This is a genomic window from Sutcliffiella horikoshii (assembly GCF_008180725.1).
Lineage (GTDB): Bacteria > Bacillota > Bacilli > Bacillales > Bacillaceae_I > Sutcliffiella_A > Sutcliffiella_A horikoshii_B.
This window is the reverse complement of sequence record NZ_VTEV01000001.1, coordinates 597,357-613,446: the sequence shown is the minus strand read 5'-3', so window position 1 is coordinate 613,446 and position 16,090 is coordinate 597,357. Positions and strand designations below refer to the sequence as shown.

Below are 16,090 nucleotides of genomic sequence, written 5' to 3'. Positions count from 1 at the left end.
ACTAATAATGCAACACTATACGAGAAAAGGAAGGTACAAGGTGCGATGTGGAATTAATCTATTTCTTAGGAGTGAACTCATGTGATTGATAATATGAGAAACCTGGAGAATTGGATTAGTCTGCCCATTTTTACCTGCCATAAGTATCTGTGTATAGTTGTTTCGCTATCCATAAATGGATTAGTGTTATTTTGTGATACTTACTTGTAGAATAGGCGTTGTTTGCATTTGCAATCGACTTATCTTTAAAACCTCTCCAGGATTCTGGGGAGGTTTTTTGTGATGATTGATACGATGGCTGCTCATTTAAAATCAAAAAATTAATAATGAGGTGCATATGTATGACAATGATACTACAAGTGAAACAAGTGAATAAAAGTTTTGGCGAACGGGATATATTGAAGGAGATTTCCTTTGACATAAGCAATGGTGAAAAGATAGGGTTGGTCGGTTGGAATGGTGCAGGGAAGACTACGTTGATGAAGATAATGATGGGTTCAATCGAACCGGATTCAGGGAGTATAACTAAATTTCCAGCTTCATTAAAGATCGGATATCTTCCTCAAACTACCGATTATACTCTTAATAAAGATGAAGAGCTGATGGAGGGATCTAAAGATCTCTTACGTGCGGCAAGTGAGTTGGGCCTGGCAAAATTCATTACCAGAGAGGAAGTCTCCAACGATTCTTTAAGCGGTGGCGAGAGACTGAAACTGGCTTTGGCAAAAATCTGGACGCAATCTCCGCAGCTGCTTTGCCTGGATGAACCGACTAACCACATGGACATGAAAGGTGTGAACTGGCTAGTTTCAGAACTAAGTAAGTTTGCTGGTGCAGCGATCATCATCTCTCATGATAGATATTTCTTGGATAAAACGGTTTCTAAGATTTACGAAATAGAAGATTGTAAGTTAGTGGAGTATGAAGGGAATTACACAGCGTATCGCCAAGAGAAACAACGTCGTCACGATCAGCAAACCCGTGACTATGGAAAGCAACAGCGAAAAATAAAATTGATTGAAGATCAAGTTGCCAACTTGAAGCAGTGGTCTGAAAAGGCGCATAGAGAAGCAGGGAAGAGGGATAACCCTGGTGAGCGTAAACAGATGGGCTTAAAAGAATTTGAACGGGTAAAAGCAAAGAAAAAGGATAATCAAATAAAATCAAAGACAAAAAGGCTGGAGCTTGAACTGTCCAAACATAAAGTGGAAAAGCCGAAGGAAGAAGTCCAGGTCAAATTTGAATTTGAAACGGACGGAAAAAGAGGTAAAAGAATTTTGGAGGCGAAAGGGCTAACCAAGCAATTTGGTGAAAGACTTTTATTCGAAAAAAGTCATTTTTATGTGAAGCATGGCGAGAGAATAGGGTTGATAGGTAAAAATGGTGCAGGTAAAACCACATTTATAAAAATGCTATTGGAACAGGAATCTACTTCAAAAGGTTCCCTGTGGAAAAGTGCTTCGTTGAAAATTGCCTATCTGAGCCAGGAAGTCAGTGATATGCCATCCAATAAAACTGCAATGGAATATTTAGAACTTATTGGCTGGGAACGTGTTTCCAAAGCTCGAACCATTTTCGCAAATATGGGGATGCAGGAAGAAAAGCTGACGAAACCTCTTGAAACCCTCAGCCTTGGAGAAAAGACAAGGGTTAAATTGGTTCACATGATCATGCAGGAATATGATGTCTTAATACTAGACGAACCGACCAATCATCTGGATTTACCAAGCAGGGAACAAATGGAGGCTACCTTGTCTACTTTCAAAGGTACACTCATCGTTATTTCCCATGACCGCTATTTTATAGAGAAGTTATGCGACAGGCTGCTGGTGATTGAAAATAAAAGAATCAAACGGGTGGAAACCGGCTTACAGGAATATGAGGAGAGTAAGAAGAAAGGTGCTTCATCTACTGTGACAGAAACCAGAGAGAAGATTGCAGTATTAGAGGCAAGAATTACGGAATTGCTAGGGAAAATCAGTATGGTGGATAGGGATAGTGATGAATATTTCACCATGGATGAAGAGTTGTTGAAATTGATGCGATTGAAGAAGGAATTAGCATAAATTAATGAAAGAAGAGGCTGACATTAGGTTTGACAATTACCTTAATGTCAGCCTTTTTCTTCATTAACTTAATTTAGTCTCAATTTCTGCCCTGAATAAATGGTGTTGGAAGTAAGCTTATTAAGTTCTTTTAAGGAAGAAACGGTTACTCCGTATTTCTTAGATAAGGAATACAAGGTGTCCCCTTTTTTTACTGTAATGGTGAAGCTCTCAGGAGATGGGGAGAGGTAGAGTTGTTGGCCGATCTTTATGGTATCGGAAGTTAGGTTGTTCCAGTCCTTTAGTTGTTTTACCGATGTATTGGCCGCTTTGGATAAGGAGTACAATGTATCCCCTTTTTCCACTTCCATAATGACAGGAGCTTTAACTAGCAGTTTTTGACTGGTATAAATATTGTCGTAGATTAACAGATTCCATTCTTTTAGTTTCTTTACGGTAGTTCCGTGAGTTTTTGCAAGTGAGTAAAGTGTGTCGCCCTTTTTCACAACTATGTCTGTTAATTCTTTAATGATGAGCTTTTCTCCAGCAATGATTTTAGAACTTGTTAAATCATTCATTTTTTTGAGCTCATCAATGGTGACATTGTACTTTTTAGAAAGGCTGTACAGCGTATCCCCTTTTTTGATGGTAATTACCTCATTTGTATTTGTCGCAAATGCTGGTTCATAGGATGAGAAACCAAGTGCACCCGAAAGTCCAAGTGTAATAGCTAATGCTAGCAAGGCTCTTTGATGTTTTTTCATGTTGAACACTCCAGTTTAGAAAATTTGATTACACTTACTTTGACGTTGTTGGTTGAAATTTGTCGCTTGTACATGAAAAATAGTTAAGCCCATTTTTAATAAAAGGCCAGTGGAAAATAAAAAACCCACGATGATAATCGCAGGCTTTTCTACACTTGATTTATGCTCTCGTTTTCCAAGCATTCAACACATTCTGTTCTTTTTCTCTATGAATGCCAGCTTTTCGTTCTTCATCCCCTTTAGATTTCATCCAAGCTCGGATATCTTTTACTGTTTCTTCTACAGAACGCACTTCCAATCTGTGTTGCAGAGCTTTTTCTATACTTATGGAACTTGCCCCGCTCCAAGGCTCACCGCCCTCTACAAGTGGATGCTCTTCAGGAATCCAAAGTGGCATTTCTGTCCATGGTGCAACTTGTTGTTCTAATAAGAAGCTTTCGTCTGCCCAGACAAATTCTGCATCAGAACCTGATACTCGTTTACATGTGGCCAGGAGATCCTCCATTGTGAGTGGAGTTGTCGGTCCTGTTACGTTAAAAGTACCGGTTATTTGTTCATCTGCCATTTTCAAGATCCACAGTGCCATGTCTCTAGCGTCAATAAATTGGATTTCTCTTTCTTTTCTGCCCGGTGCCAACACTTCGCCACCTTCAGCTATTCGATTAACCCAGTAGGAAAATCGATCTGAATAATCATGTGGACCAACCAGTAGCCCAGAACGGACATGCAACACTTTATTAGGCATATTTTCTTCTGCTGCGCGTTCACTCTCTGCTTTCAACGCTCCATAATGCGCATTAATCTGCTCTTGAGTTCCAAAGCCTATTTCTTCTATTTCTTTTTTAGTTAAGGATTGTACGGGATAATCCTCCTTAATATTAGGGGGAATCCAATCTTTGTAAACCGAAATGCTCGAAATAAAGGTATAATGGTCGACTTTATCCGCAAGCACCCTCGTGGATTCAGCTAAAGCTTTCGGGGTATATCCGCAAGTATCAATGGCCACATCCCATTTTCCAGCTTCAAGAAGGGAGAGGTCTTTGTTGCGATCTCCTACAATGCATTCAACCTGAGGAAATAAATCTACATGATTGCCACGATTAAACATCGTCACTTCATGACCTTGCTTTAACGCTTCTTCTACGACAAATCTTCCCAAAAACCGCGTGCCGCCAATCACTAAAATTTTCATATGTAGACCTCCATTAATAGGTTATAGTAAGCTATTTCTCTATAACAGACAGATAATCCTCTTTTCTGCACTTTAAGCTATCTTTTCTTTTTGCATTTTCCTAAAATACCATTTAAGAAGGGGAGGTACGACGATAATAATGAATAAGAGCCGTATTAATTGCAGAGAGCTGACAACAGCAGGATCTCCTCCTACAGTCGTTGCCGTCAATACCATTTCAATTAGCCCGCCGGGTGCAACACTCAAAATGGCAGTCGGCAAATCCAAACTGGTTATCGCTGCAAGAATCGTTCCTAGTCCAAAAGAGACCAAAATTAACGTTACCGTTAAACCAAAATAAACAATGCAATATTTGCCCCCAAGCTTCAAATCAGCAAATGCTATTCCTTTTCCCATACCGATTCCTACAGTTATCTGTGCGAGTATCAATAATAATGGGGGAAGTGTGGCCATTTCTATCAGTGTAATATTAATTAGGGCAGTCAAGGCAAGTGGAATGATAACAATACCTGCTGGAATTTTATTTTTGAGGAGTACCCCACCAACTACTGCGGGGAGGAACCAAAGATAATGCCATCCTCCGAATTCATAGGTACGTCCAATTGCGGCAGTAACATCTTGACCAATTACGTTAGATGAAAAAGCATGGACGACAATAAAAGGAACCATGAACAACACTGTAAGCAACCGTACTGTTTGGAAAATGACTACCAAGGAACTTTTAGCATTCAGGGATTCACTTGCAATCACCATTTCGGAAAGCCCCCCAGGAATCGAACTGAATACACTAGTAATTTTATCAACAGAGATATACTTCGTTACGAGAACACTGTTTAGAATACTCACAGCAACAAGAGCAATGGTGGACAAGACATATGGAAGAATGTACGGAGCTACTGTCGCTAAGGTGTCTTGTGTAAAGTAAAGGCCGAAAAACAATCCGAGAACCAAAAATCCACTTTGTTTTAAAGGATCCGGACAGTACACCTTCCGCTTAGAAAAACCTTGGAAAAGCATGACGGAAGACAATGCTCCGAGAACCCAAGGCAGAGGCAGGTTAGCAAGATAAAAAATATACCCTCCGAGACCACCTATTGTATATGCTTCTATTAATCTTAAGTTAGGCATATTTCGCATATCTAAATACTCCTTTATTTGGTTAAAGTAATTGTATCATATTTAAGGGGGATTGCTTACGACGTGGAAATTTCTCAATCGCCCGATAATTCGAATTATCGTCCGTAAACTAGAAAAAATTGCCCGATAATGAAAATTTTCGCCCGATTATGCTTCCGAATCGCCCGTAGTTTTCAATTTTCGCCCGATACTTTACAAAAACGCCCGATACACATTTTGTTGTAAATCAAATCTGAGAAGCATCTTCCATTGACACCGGGCTCTAAAAGTCATAAAATACTAAAGTTGATTTAGTAAGAGGCACGAAATAAATAAGAGGAAGAAGTGACAAAATGGCACCTGAACAACGGAAGAAAATGATTATTTTAATGATAAATATGTTTATTGCAGTAGGTAGTTTCGGAATAATTATCCCTATTCTTCCAGCATACCTTGATTCCATCGGGCAAGGCGGATTGGCTGCTGGACTCATGATTGCCATATTTGCCGGTGCACAGTTCGTCATGTCACCACTGGCTGGGAAATGGGCCGATCAATACGGACGACGAATTATGATTATTCTCGGATTGGCAGGATTGACTTTATCCATGTTCGTTTTTTATGGATTTGATTCTGTTTGGATGCTTTACTTTTCACGTGTCATAGGAGGGATAGGAGCAGCCCTTTTAATTCCTGCCCTATTTGCTTATGTAGCGGATATAACCACGATGGAACAACGCGCGAAGGGCAACAGTTACATTTCCGCTGCCATGTCATTAGGTATCGTAATTGGACCTGGGATTGGCGGATTTTTAGCTGACTTTGGATTAAAAACTCCTTTGTTGGTATCCGCATTGATTTCGCTCGTGGCAACTGTTTTCTCCATTCTTGTGTTAAAAGAAAGCAGAGAAAAGGAAACGATATTGGCTCAAGAGGAAAATCCAGAGCCGATGATCAAAAAGCTGGCTTTATCGGTGAACAAACCGTATTTTATCCCACTTATCATTACGCTCGTGATGAGTTTTGGATTAATGGCTTATGAGTCTGTCCTTGGATTATTCATCGATAATCAATTTGGCGCAACTCCACAGGAGATTGCGGTAATGATTACTGCTACAGGAATAATCAGTGTAATTGTTCAGCTTTTTGTCGTAGATCGAATTGTCCGTGCTATTGGAGAAGGCAATGTCTTAAACATCTTTTTATGTGTAGCGGCAATTGGTTTCTTGGTATCATTATTTGCATCGAGCTATGGCGTATTCTTTGGGGTCACCTTAATTATATTCTTGGCAACTTCTATCTTAAGACCTGTCATCAATACATTGATATCGAAGTTGGCGGGCAATGAACAGGGATTTGCGATGGGAATGAACAATGCGTATATGAGTATTGGAAACGTCTTGGGGCCAACACTTGCGGGAATACTTTATGATATTAATATTATCTACCCGTTCATACTAGGATTATTAGTTCTGAGTATAACAATCTTTGTTTCTGTAACATGGCAATCGAAGCAGAAAAAGAGATTGGCTCAAGTGGAAGCAAATTAAATACTTCTTTTAAGAAAATTCAGAGAGCCTATTTACTTTTAGATAAAAATACCATATGATAAATATTGTAATGAAAATAAACGGAAGCGAGGGATGTTTTATGAAAAAGTTAATTGTAGTGAATCTAACTCAACTAAATAATGAAGCACAGCCCTTGCATGGAAACCGTTAAATTAATCTGTTCCTTTACCGATGAGATTGTAGATTTCCATGGGGCTGTGACATAACGTCTCATGGTTTATAAATGTTATTGCAAAAGACCGTGCGAGCGGTCTTTTTGTTTTGCCAAAAAAATATCTACTTTCCATTAGGAGGAAAACACATTGAAAAGAAATCAATTAGGTTGGAATGAATTTTTAAATAATACTTTTATTAAATATGAAGAGCAAGGATTTACAGTGGGCAGAGTGATGCTCGAGCACAAAAGGTTGTACAGAGTAGAAACGGACCTAGGTGAGTGTTTAGCGGAAGTATCAGGGAAATACCGGTTTGAAGCTGTAACTCGGGAGGATTACCCGGCTGTTGGCGATTGGGTTGTATTAAGTGAACGTCAGGAGGAAGGCAAAGCAACGATCCATGCTTTGTTACCGAGGTTCAGTAAATTTTCAAGAAAAGCTGCTGGTTTAACCACTGAAGAACAGATTGTCGCCGCAAATGTGGATACCGTTTTTTTAGTGCAGTCCTTAAACTATGATTTTAATCCAAGACGATTGGAGAGATATCTGGTTATGGCGTGGGAAAGTGGGTCAAACCCAGTGGTGGTCTTAACTAAGTCTGATTTGTGTGAAGATATTGCCGGGAAAATTGCCGAGGTGGAAGCAGTTGCCTTTGGCGTGCCGATTCATGCAGTAAGTGTAAAAGAAGAAACGGGATTAGAGGAACTGGAACCATATTTTGCTGAGGGAAAAACAGTCGCATTGTTAGGTTCATCAGGAGCTGGGAAATCCACGTTGACGAATTTTCTTCTTGGAGAAGAGAAACAACTTATTCAAGAGGTACGTAGTGATGATGACAAGGGGAAACATACGACAACATACCGAGAGTTGTATATGTTGCCTACTGGTGGTCTTGTATTGGATACCCCTGGGATGAGGGAGCTTCAATTATGGGAAGCGGATGGCGCGATCAGTCACAGTTTCCAAGATATCGAAGACCTGGCAGATCAGTGTTATTTCCGGGATTGTAAGCATGCTAATGAGCCAAAATGTGCTGTTCAAGGTGCGATTGAAGAAGGTACTTTGGATGCTGGCAGATATCAAAGCTATGTAAAGTTGCAGCGTGAACTTGCATTCTTGGAGAGGAAAAATGATAAACGTGCTCAACTTGCGGAAAAAGAAAGGTGGAAGAAAATCACCTCTGGAGTTCGCGGTGGGAAAAAGAAATAAAGAAGAGAAGCCACAAGGTGCGAGTTTGGTGCCTTGTGGTTTTTTGTTTATTTAACATAAAAAACTGGAGAGTAGTCTCTTCCAGTTTTTTATGCGGTAATTCTAATTTTATCCACGCGTTTCATAAAAGAAACGGCAAGATCATTAAATTTATCGCTTTCTTCAATATTACATACATGCCCACATTTCTGAATAACTTCTAATGTGGAGTTTTCTTCCTGCTTAACATATTCTCTTGTATTGCTTAAAAACATATGATCTTCAGAACCGGAAATATATAGCTTTGGAATCGTATTCTTTTTTGTTTTTAACCGATCGTATGTTGTGTAACCGTTCAGACCAGAAAGGACCCATCCTAAATAGGTTGCTTTGGAAAGTTTATAAGCCTCTTTAATGAAGGCTTTTCTTGAATCTGAGTGATTCTTCTTTGGTAGAAGTACCCGTGCAAAGATTCGATAAGGTACCATATGTGGCAGTATTTTTCTCAGAGGATAGAATACGGACAGTCGGCAAAGAAATTCTCCCCATTTTTTAAGCTTAGGTGTTGCGCCGCCAAGTACCATAGACTTAATGATAGATGGTTTGCGGAGCGCAATTTCCTGCATGATAATGGTTCCAAGAGAAATGCCAACAAAGTGAGCGGATTCAATTTTTAGTTTATTCATAATGCCAATCGTCTGTTCAGAGGAATACTCAAAAAGATCTACACCATTCGGATATGGAGACTTTCCATGACCAGGCAAATCTAATAATAGAATATTATATTCAGCGCGGAAAGCTTTCAGCTGCTTATAAAAAATCGAAGAATTTCCACCAAACCCATGAAACAGCACAATCCACTCTTTCGACGAAGAATGAGTAAGCGTTTTATAATACATAATAGTCCTCACTTATTTTGCATATTTCAAATCAACAATCAATACCCAAAAAACCAAATAAAAAAACTTGTAATACCAAGTATACACATACCACACACCGTTTCTCAACCTGCAAATTCTTACTATTTTGTGAAGAATGAAAAAAGGGGTCTGACCCCTTTTATTCATTTTCTGCATAAATATTCTTATTCTAGTAAAGTTTTTATTTTTCTTGTGGTTTTTTGGAAAGTTATAGAAGTTTTGTGGGGTTGTTTGGTAGAATAGTAGGTAAATGGTTTTTGATGGAGGTTGGGGTAATGATGGTACCAGAAAGGCTTAAAAAGGGGGATGAAGTGAGGGTTATTGCACCTTCTACTTCTCATTCTATCCTGTCAAAGGAAAATATTGAGTTGTCGACCTACAGGCTAGAACAATTGGGACTAAAAGTGACCTTTGGGAAGCATATTAATGAATCTAACAGTTTATTTACGTCCTCTATTGAATCTCGAATTGCAGATCTACATGACGCATTCAGTGATAAAAATGTAAAGGCCATACTCACCACTATAGGGGGATACCAGGCAAATCAACTATTATCCTATATTGATTATAATCTTATTAGGGAAAATCCAAAAATCTTTTGCGGTTACTCAGATATCACTGCGTTAGGTAACGCCATTTATGCAAAAACTGGGCTTGTCAATTATTCAGGTATTCATTTTTCTTCTTTTGGTATGATTAGAGGATTCGAATATTCTTTAGAATACTTCAAGAAGATGTTTCTTGATGATACAACATCGGTAGAAATAGCTCCTTCTAGAGAATGGAGTAATGATGCGTGGTATATAGATCAGGAGAATAGAAATTTTTATCCAAATGAAGACTATTTAATTATTAATGAAGGTGAATGTGAGGGCATAGCAGTTGGGGGGAACCTTTGTACCTTGAATCTTCTGCAGGGAACCGAATATATGCCTAGTTTGAAAGATTCTGTATTATTTATAGAAGATGACAAATTGACGTGCCCGAAAACCTTTGATCGTGACTTGCAATCTCTCATTCACCAACCAGGCTTTAACGGCGTAAAAGGAATTATAATAGGTCGATTTGAAAAAGTGTCCAACGTTTCAAACGAGCTGATTCAGACAATCATTCAAACCAAAAGGGAGCTTTCCGATATTCCAGTAGTGGCGAATGCGGATTTTGGCCATACAAGTCCGATGTTCACTTTTCCAATAGGAGGGAAAGTAAATTTAGAGGTAAAGCAAAATGAAGTGAAGATAACTTTGCATAAATAGTTTTTCCTTTCTTAAAATGCTCTCTCAAAAGGAGGTTCAGTACAGATGTTTACTACTTATACTGATCCGGAAGCTTATATGGAAGGATCACTCCTTTTCACAACTTCTCACCTATTAAGTTTATGCGTAACTTTAGCACTCCTTCTTTTTCTCTATCTTTTCAGGAATAGGTCATGGATGAAGGCTGGTGGAAGATGGGTGATAATCTTAGGCCTTGCTGGTTCAGAGTTATGGCTGAACTATTGGTATTTTTCCACCAACATGTGGGATATACGTGATACATTGCCGCTCCAGTTATGTTCTATAAGTCTATATCTTTGTGTATGGATGCTCTTGACTAAGCAGAAATTGGTATTTGAAGTGGTGTATTTTTGGGGTGTCGGGGGTGCACTACAGGCATTGTTAACTCCGGAACTGTTTTATGACTTTCCGCATTTCCGTTTCTTGCATTTCTTTATTGCCCACATATCTATTATCTTGGCTGTATTTTATATGCTATGGGTTGAAAAATTCCAGGTTAAGTTAAAGTCCGTTTGGAAAGCATTTGCTGCATTGAATGTTATAGCTATTGTCGTGTTTTTTATGAACAGACTGACGGGTGGAAATTACATGTTCCTCGCGAAGAAGCCTGCCAATGCAAGCATAATGGACTTTTTAGGTCCTTATCCATGGTATATCCTAACCTTGGAATTTGTTGTGCTGGTGATTTTCTTTCTATTATATGCTCCATTTTTTATTCAGAAAAAAATCAAATCAAAGAGGTATGAAAATGCCAAGATTTAAATAGTATATTGAAGCTTGAAGCTCTTATTAGAATAAGAGGTTGGTAAGATAGAGCCCACTATTAGACAGTTTAGCTATTTATGAAGGGTCTTCGGTAAAATAGAACGCTCCTATTAGACAGTTGAGTGTATTATAAAAGGTCTTCGGTAAAATAGAACGCTCCTATTAGACAGTTGAGTGTATTATAAAGGGTCTTCGGTAAAATAGAGCGCTCCTATTAGACAGTTGAGTGTATTATAAAAGGTCTACGGTAAAATAGAACGCTCCTATTAGACAGTTGAGTGTATTATAAAAGGTCTTCGGTAAAATAGAGCGCTCCTATTAGACAGTTTAGCGTTTTATAAAGGTCTTCGGTAAAATAGAACGCTCCTATTAGACAGTTGAGTGTATTATAAAGGGTCTTCGGTAAAATAGAGCGCTCCTATTAGACAGTGGAGCGTTTTATATAGGTCTTCGGTAAAATAGAACGCTCCTATTAGACAGTTGAGTGTATTATAAAAGGTCTTCGGTAAAATAGAACGCTCCTATTAGACAGTGGAGCGTTTTATAAAAGGTCTTCGGTAAAATAGAGCGCTCCTATTAGACAGTTGAGTGTATTATAAAGGGTCTTCGGTAAAATAGAGCGCTCCTATTAGGCAGGATCGTCTTTAAAACAGGGCATTCCTGTTTGACCCATCCCCTACAGAAAATATCCACGTTCAAAAAACAAGTTTCCTCACAATAAAAACAAACCCGCCCCCAATCTACCCCGGGAGCGGGTTCTGTTAATATTTCCTAATCGTCTTCATTACATATTTATATACACCAAAAAAGATTAGAGAAAAAACGACAACAATTAATACATCAATTAACATTCCCATATAAACTATAGCCCTCCAGCACAACCATTTTTACTACAATTCTATCTCCATTACCACCAAGTTGCAAACCATCATGTTACATAAGAGTTAATTTGTAATAGTCCTGTCACAATCCCTCATTACGTCATACTATGTAGAAAAACGAAGGGGAGATACAGATGGGAAGTGTCAAGAAATTATTACTAATGTATGTAGCTATCATGGGGTTATTGTATGGGATGTTCTCTGTATTAAGCTATAACAGCATACAAATCAAAATGGAAAAGCTGGAAGTATTGGAGGAACAATATTTGAAAAAAGAGGCAGAAGGAGAAGTGCCTTATTCATTTAAGCAACAATATACAAAGGAATATCTAGAATATGATCGCCTCCAAAATAGACTACAAACTTTTTGGATGAAGTGGGTATTTGATTTTCCAGAATTCAAACAACCGTAGATTGAAAATTGGTACATTATTCCTATGTTTTTCTATTGAGGCCTGCTATGAAAGTGTTTAGAGGTGTGTTTGTAAGCATCTAGGAAAAAATTAGTAACGAAAGTATGTTACACTGTAGCTAAGTCGAATATTTGGAGGTGTCATCTTGAAAATCAATGTATTTCTAGATGATAGTCGAACATGTCCTGATGGGTATATACTCGCAGAAGACATTGACCAGTGCCTCACCTTGTTAGAGAACCATGCGATTGGGCATCTCTCTTTGGACCATGACTTGTTGAATAAACATCGAAATGGTCTGCTGCTCGTTCATAAGATGGTGGAGAACGAGCTGTATGCGGATAGAATTACTATTCATTCTGCAAACTCGGTTGGCAGTAAAGCAATGTATCGTTATCTCAAGCAAGCGCAAGAAGATATGAAAATGCCGCCAAACATCAAAGTACTACTAAGACCTCTTCCGCTTTTTTAGGCGTCGCCCCTACTTCTACGTTCCATTCATTTCCATGATACCGCAAAAGGGTTCGTACTACACATAAATCGGATCTTTCAACTAGAGTATTAGTCAGGATAAATGAAAGCAATCAGAATATTATCCGCTTAATAATAGATAATGAAAAGACTAGGCGGGAAGCGTCCGTTTGGTCTTTTTTATTAATCTTGATAAAATAAATAAACGAAGAGAGGTGTTAATATGGAGGCGATATATGACCATATCGACCATAACTTAGATATTCTTTTTGTTGGCTACAATCCAAGTATCCGCTCTGGTGAAACTGGTCATCACTATGCAAACCCAACCAACAGGTTTTGGACCATCCTTTTTGAATCAGGACTTACTCCAAGAAAGTATGCTCCGACTGAGGATTTTAAGTTAGTAGAGCTACATTATGGATTGACCAATATCGTTTCGAAGCCTACTGTAGGGGCGGCGGACATTACCAAAGAGGAATACCAAAAAGGTAGGACGGAGTTGAAAGAAAAGATAGAACACTTTCAACCGAGAATAGTCTGCTTTGTAGGAAAAGGGGTTTATCAGGAATATAGCGGTGTACGTCAAGTAGGATGGGGCATACAAAATAGGACCATAGTTGAGGGGACCATTGATTTTGTAGCACCATCATCCAGTGGTCTGGTAAGAATGAAAAAAGAAGAGATCTTAGACATTTACCGGGAATTAAATACATTAAGAAATAGTGTAGTTGCACAAAAGGTAAAATAGAAAAACACTTCCTCCATTATTGAGCGAAGTGTTTTCTGGTTTCTAACAACTTATTTTGGAATGACAGATGGCTTCTGATTCTGTTCCAATGTTCTTAGCGCATTTCTTATTTCTAGCATATTTTCAATTTGGAGTGTGAGGGTGTGTTTGATTAACGTATTTTTCTCTTGTTGTCCATCCTTCAGGTTGGTAACACCTCTTTTTAAATCAACGCAATTTTGTTTCAGAGATTCTTGCTCTTTCCTAATCTCTAATTGCGCTGCTTTTATTTCTTTTAATTCTGCTAGTATTTCACTAAGTAACTTCTCCATCTCTCTTCACTCCTTTTATAAGAAGAACGAATCACTTCTTATTTTTCATATATCCTCCTTACTCAGATATATATAGTTTAAATACTCTTTATGGATAGACTTTAAACACAATAGTTTATTTTTTATCAGGCTAGAAAAGAAAAAACCCGACATGTTAGCGTCGGGTAGTGGTTATAGGAGGCAGGGTCAATGCGCCTGCCAATGTAGGTTTGATGGATACGTTTTGGAAAGATATACCTAATTGCACAGTGGTTTGGGCAATTTCTGGTCTGATGCCTGATAAGGTCGTCTTCACACCAATTAGGTTCAGCGCCTTTAAGAGATTAAATATTTGATCGGCAACAAGTGTATCAATGATTACAACGCCTGAGAGGTCAATAAATAAATGATTGATTCCCTTTTCACCGCATTGCTCCAAAGTGTTTTCGAGTATGAATCTTGCTCTGCTTGTATCAATATCTCCAACTAAAGGCAAGAGTGCTCGGTTATTATCAAGGGCAATGACAGGAGAACTTAATTCTTTAATCATGTCTTGCTGTGCTTGCAGGCGTTCTTCTGCATATTTTTGATTCTCTTCGACAAACTTATACACCACATTATCAAAAGCTTTCGTGATCATTTGGTTATATAACAACTGTTGCTCTTTCTCCACTTGGTGCAGGTTCACAAACTCGTCAATAAAATTCAAGTACTGCCCCCGAACCCGAAAGAACTCCTTTAAGATGTGGTGGATTGGCGTTTTTAAATGTTGATCATCCTGTGCAATAGACAAAATCCAAGCCTCGAAGTCCTTGAAGAATTTTTCTTCTTCTTCGATAAAGATTTTACATAATTGAAGGTGAAAATCAAAATTTTGCTTTTTTAATGTGGCAATTACATCAGGATTTGTGGAAGCATAAACCCCCTTGGAATTGACTTTATCCAGGGATTCATACCACTCTTCTGTAAGAAACTTTGCTTTTTCTAATAAAAATGTATGTAACTGACTATTCCGATGCATATATAGTTCCCCCTAACTCTTTCCGTAATTACCCTTAAACCTAACGGGTTAAACCATTTTTAATAACCTTTTTTATAATCAACTACATTTATTAACGGCTTTTCATTTTTTATATAGTGTTTGAGATTTGGAATAAAAATATCCTCTATTACTCGTTTGGAATAATACTCAGTTGACCCTGAGGTGTGAGGGGTAATAATGACATTATTCATATCCCATAAAGGACTGTTTTCATTTAACGGTTCATTTATAAAGACATCAAGCCCTGCGCCAGCAATCACGTTCCCTTGTAAGGCGTGTACAAGTTCATTTTCTACAATTACTTCACCGCGACCTATATTAATGAGAAAAGCAGACTTTTTCATTCGATTAAATTCTTCTCTTCCGAACATTCCTTCCGTTTCTTCAGTTAAAGGAAGTGTAACGACTACATAATCGCATTTAGGCAATACTTCATGGAGTCTGTCTGGGGTATACATCTCATCAACATAGTCGCTGGGTTTACCAGAATGTCTGACACCCAAAACGTTCATTCGAAAAGCTTTGGCAATTTTAGCTGTTTCTCTCCCAATCTCTCCTACTCCGATAATGCCTATAGTCTTTTCATGAATTTCAAGGTTCATCTGTGCATGATGCCATACTTTTTGCTGTTGCTGTTTCACATATGTATGAATTTTTCTAGTCAAACCAAGCATCAAAGCAAAGATCGTCTCAGAAATTGGGTAAGCATGAACTCCATTTGCACTTGTTAAAATAATTCCGTTCTCAGATAGTGTCGACAACGGCATGCTGTTGACACCTGCACTCCAGGATTGTATCCACTTTAGATGAGAGCCTGCGCCAAGTGAAAGGTTATCTAGCTCCTTTTTCCATCCAACAATTATTTCAGCGTCCTTTACATGGGGTCCCCAGATTTCTTTGTCTTTTCCTACTATAACTTCAAAGTCTGGAGCAATTTCTTTAATTTGTTGAGTATATGCATCTCCAATATTTTGAGTAATAAGCATTATTCTGTTGGTCATTTAGTATTATCTCCTTCAATAGAGGTCTTTGCATTCATTTTAACAGATAATAAATAATTATAAGAAATTTAAACTGATGTTTTTAGGATTTATGGGTGAAATGCCGAATAATTGAAGTGGAATGCATGAAAGGATAAGAAAAATAGTTTGAAATGGTGTTAAAATAATGTAAAGGTTAGGAGAAATTACCTGTTATGAAAATCAACAGGTAATTTTTTATTTTGATAAAACTTTTTTACACATCAAAA

15 protein-coding genes are annotated in these 16,090 nt (G+C 38.2%); 8 read left to right on the top strand and 7 right to left on the bottom strand.

Features of this window, described 5'->3' with window-relative positions; translation table 11 throughout:
- Nucleotides 1-341 precede the first annotated feature (341 nt).
- Entirely contained in the window at nt 342-2,066 is a 1,725-nt protein-coding gene (gene abc-f / locus FZC76_RS03035; protein ID WP_148986788.1) for a ribosomal protection-like ABC-F family protein, read from the top strand.
- 68 nt (nt 2,067-2,134) lie between these two features.
- On the opposite strand, the gene FZC76_RS03030 is transcribed toward abc-f, so the two are convergent.
- The 3 genes from FZC76_RS03030 to FZC76_RS03020 all read right to left on the bottom strand — a co-directional run bounded on the left by FZC76_RS03030 (nt 2,135) and on the right by FZC76_RS03020 (nt 5,138).
- On the bottom strand, nt 2,135-2,809 hold the full coding sequence (locus FZC76_RS03030; protein WP_148986787.1) for a LysM peptidoglycan-binding domain-containing protein: 675 nt from the start codon (nt 2,807-2,809) through the stop codon (nt 2,135-2,137).
- Nucleotides 2,810-2,969: 160 nt separating this feature from the next.
- Nucleotides 2,970-4,001, bottom strand: coding sequence for an SDR family oxidoreductase (locus FZC76_RS03025; RefSeq protein WP_148986786.1), 1,032 nt, complete (start codon nt 3,999-4,001; stop codon nt 2,970-2,972).
- A 72-nt stretch (nt 4,002-4,073) separates the two neighbouring features.
- Nucleotides 4,074-5,138 (bottom strand): AbrB family transcriptional regulator, encoded by a 1,065-nt coding sequence (locus FZC76_RS03020; protein WP_148986785.1) that lies wholly within the window; start codon nt 5,136-5,138, stop codon nt 4,074-4,076.
- 332 nt (nt 5,139-5,470) lie between these two features.
- Between FZC76_RS03020 and FZC76_RS03015 the strand changes: the two genes are divergently transcribed.
- Both FZC76_RS03015 and rsgA read left to right on the top strand, forming a co-directional pair.
- Nucleotides 5,471-6,667, top strand: coding sequence for an MFS transporter (locus FZC76_RS03015; protein WP_148986784.1), 1,197 nt, complete (start codon nt 5,471-5,473; stop codon nt 6,665-6,667).
- 323 nt (nt 6,668-6,990) lie between these two features.
- Nucleotides 6,991-8,052 (top strand): ribosome small subunit-dependent GTPase A, encoded by a 1,062-nt coding sequence (rsgA, locus tag FZC76_RS03010; RefSeq protein WP_148986783.1) that lies wholly within the window; start codon nt 6,991-6,993, stop codon nt 8,050-8,052.
- Between the two features lie 89 nt (nt 8,053-8,141).
- Here rsgA and FZC76_RS03005 read toward each other — a convergent pair whose 3' ends face one another.
- Nucleotides 8,142-8,930 carry an alpha/beta fold hydrolase gene (locus tag FZC76_RS03005; protein WP_148986782.1) on the bottom strand — a complete coding sequence of 263 codons (789 nt, stop codon included), beginning with the start codon at nt 8,928-8,930 and terminating at the stop codon, nt 8,142-8,144.
- Nucleotides 8,931-9,229: 299 nt separating this feature from the next.
- Between FZC76_RS03005 and FZC76_RS03000 the strand changes: the two genes are divergently transcribed.
- The 5 genes from FZC76_RS03000 to FZC76_RS02980 all read left to right on the top strand — a co-directional run bounded on the left by FZC76_RS03000 (nt 9,230) and on the right by FZC76_RS02980 (nt 13,509).
- Nucleotides 9,230-10,207, top strand: coding sequence for a S66 family peptidase (locus tag FZC76_RS03000; RefSeq protein WP_148986983.1), 978 nt, complete (start codon nt 9,230-9,232; stop codon nt 10,205-10,207).
- A gap of 45 nt (nt 10,208-10,252) precedes the next feature.
- On the top strand, nt 10,253-10,990 hold the full coding sequence (locus FZC76_RS02995; protein WP_148986781.1) for a YwaF family protein: 738 nt from the start codon (nt 10,253-10,255) through the stop codon (nt 10,988-10,990).
- A gap of 1,018 nt (nt 10,991-12,008) precedes the next feature.
- Nucleotides 12,009-12,287 (top strand): hypothetical protein, encoded by a 279-nt coding sequence (locus tag FZC76_RS02990; protein ID WP_148986780.1) that lies wholly within the window; start codon nt 12,009-12,011, stop codon nt 12,285-12,287.
- Nucleotides 12,288-12,432: 145 nt separating this feature from the next.
- Nucleotides 12,433-12,759, top strand: coding sequence for a cyclic-phosphate processing receiver domain-containing protein (locus FZC76_RS02985; protein WP_226680849.1), 327 nt, complete (start codon nt 12,433-12,435; stop codon nt 12,757-12,759).
- A gap of 222 nt (nt 12,760-12,981) precedes the next feature.
- Complete coding sequence (locus FZC76_RS02980; protein ID WP_148986778.1) at nt 12,982-13,509, top strand: mismatch-specific DNA-glycosylase; 528 nt, start codon at nt 12,982-12,984, stop codon at nt 13,507-13,509.
- 50 nt (nt 13,510-13,559) lie between these two features.
- On the opposite strand, the gene FZC76_RS02975 is transcribed toward FZC76_RS02980, so the two are convergent.
- From FZC76_RS02975 to FZC76_RS02965, 3 genes are all read right to left on the bottom strand, one after another.
- Nucleotides 13,560-13,820: a hypothetical protein gene (locus FZC76_RS02975; protein ID WP_148986777.1), complete on the bottom strand. Its 261-nt coding sequence runs from the start codon at nt 13,818-13,820 to the stop codon at nt 13,560-13,562.
- 154 nt (nt 13,821-13,974) lie between these two features.
- A complete protein-coding gene (locus tag FZC76_RS02970) occupies nt 13,975-14,820 on the bottom strand; it encodes an STAS domain-containing protein (protein ID WP_148986776.1) in 846 nt (281 codons plus the stop codon).
- Between the two features lie 59 nt (nt 14,821-14,879).
- Nucleotides 14,880-15,842 carry a D-2-hydroxyacid dehydrogenase gene (locus FZC76_RS02965; RefSeq protein WP_148986775.1) on the bottom strand — a complete coding sequence of 321 codons (963 nt, stop codon included), beginning with the start codon at nt 15,840-15,842 and terminating at the stop codon, nt 14,880-14,882.
- Nucleotides 15,843-16,090: the final 248 nt, after the last annotated feature.

Bases quoted from the DNA above. Each gene is read 5' to 3' on its own strand.
- FZC76_RS03015 (WP_148986784.1), top strand. From the start codon at position 5,471: ATGGCACCTGAACAACGGAAGAAAATGATTATTTTAATGATAAATATG.
- FZC76_RS02965 (WP_148986775.1), bottom strand. From the start codon at position 15,842: ATGACCAACAGAATAATGCTTATTACTCAAAATATTGGAGATGCATAT.
- FZC76_RS02990 (WP_148986780.1), top strand. From the start codon at position 12,009: ATGGGAAGTGTCAAGAAATTATTACTAATGTATGTAGCTATCATGGGG.
- FZC76_RS03005 (WP_148986782.1), bottom strand. From the start codon at position 8,930: ATGTATTATAAAACGCTTACTCATTCTTCGTCGAAAGAGTGGATTGTG.
- FZC76_RS02975 (WP_148986777.1), bottom strand. From the start codon at position 13,820: ATGGAGAAGTTACTTAGTGAAATACTAGCAGAATTAAAAGAAATAAAA.
- FZC76_RS02980 (WP_148986778.1), top strand. From the start codon at position 12,982: ATGGAGGCGATATATGACCATATCGACCATAACTTAGATATTCTTTTT.
- FZC76_RS02970 (WP_148986776.1), bottom strand. From the start codon at position 14,820: ATGCATCGGAATAGTCAGTTACATACATTTTTATTAGAAAAAGCAAAG.
- FZC76_RS02995 (WP_148986781.1), top strand. From the start codon at position 10,253: ATGTTTACTACTTATACTGATCCGGAAGCTTATATGGAAGGATCACTC.
- FZC76_RS03000 (WP_148986983.1), top strand. From the start codon at position 9,230: ATGGTACCAGAAAGGCTTAAAAAGGGGGATGAAGTGAGGGTTATTGCA.
- FZC76_RS03025 (WP_148986786.1), bottom strand. From the start codon at position 4,001: ATGAAAATTTTAGTGATTGGCGGCACGCGGTTTTTGGGAAGATTTGTC.
- FZC76_RS03020 (WP_148986785.1), bottom strand. From the start codon at position 5,138: ATGCGAAATATGCCTAACTTAAGATTAATAGAAGCATATACAATAGGT.
- FZC76_RS03030 (WP_148986787.1), bottom strand. From the start codon at position 2,809: ATGAAAAAACATCAAAGAGCCTTGCTAGCATTAGCTATTACACTTGGA.
- abc-f (WP_148986788.1), top strand. From the start codon at position 342: ATGACAATGATACTACAAGTGAAACAAGTGAATAAAAGTTTTGGCGAA.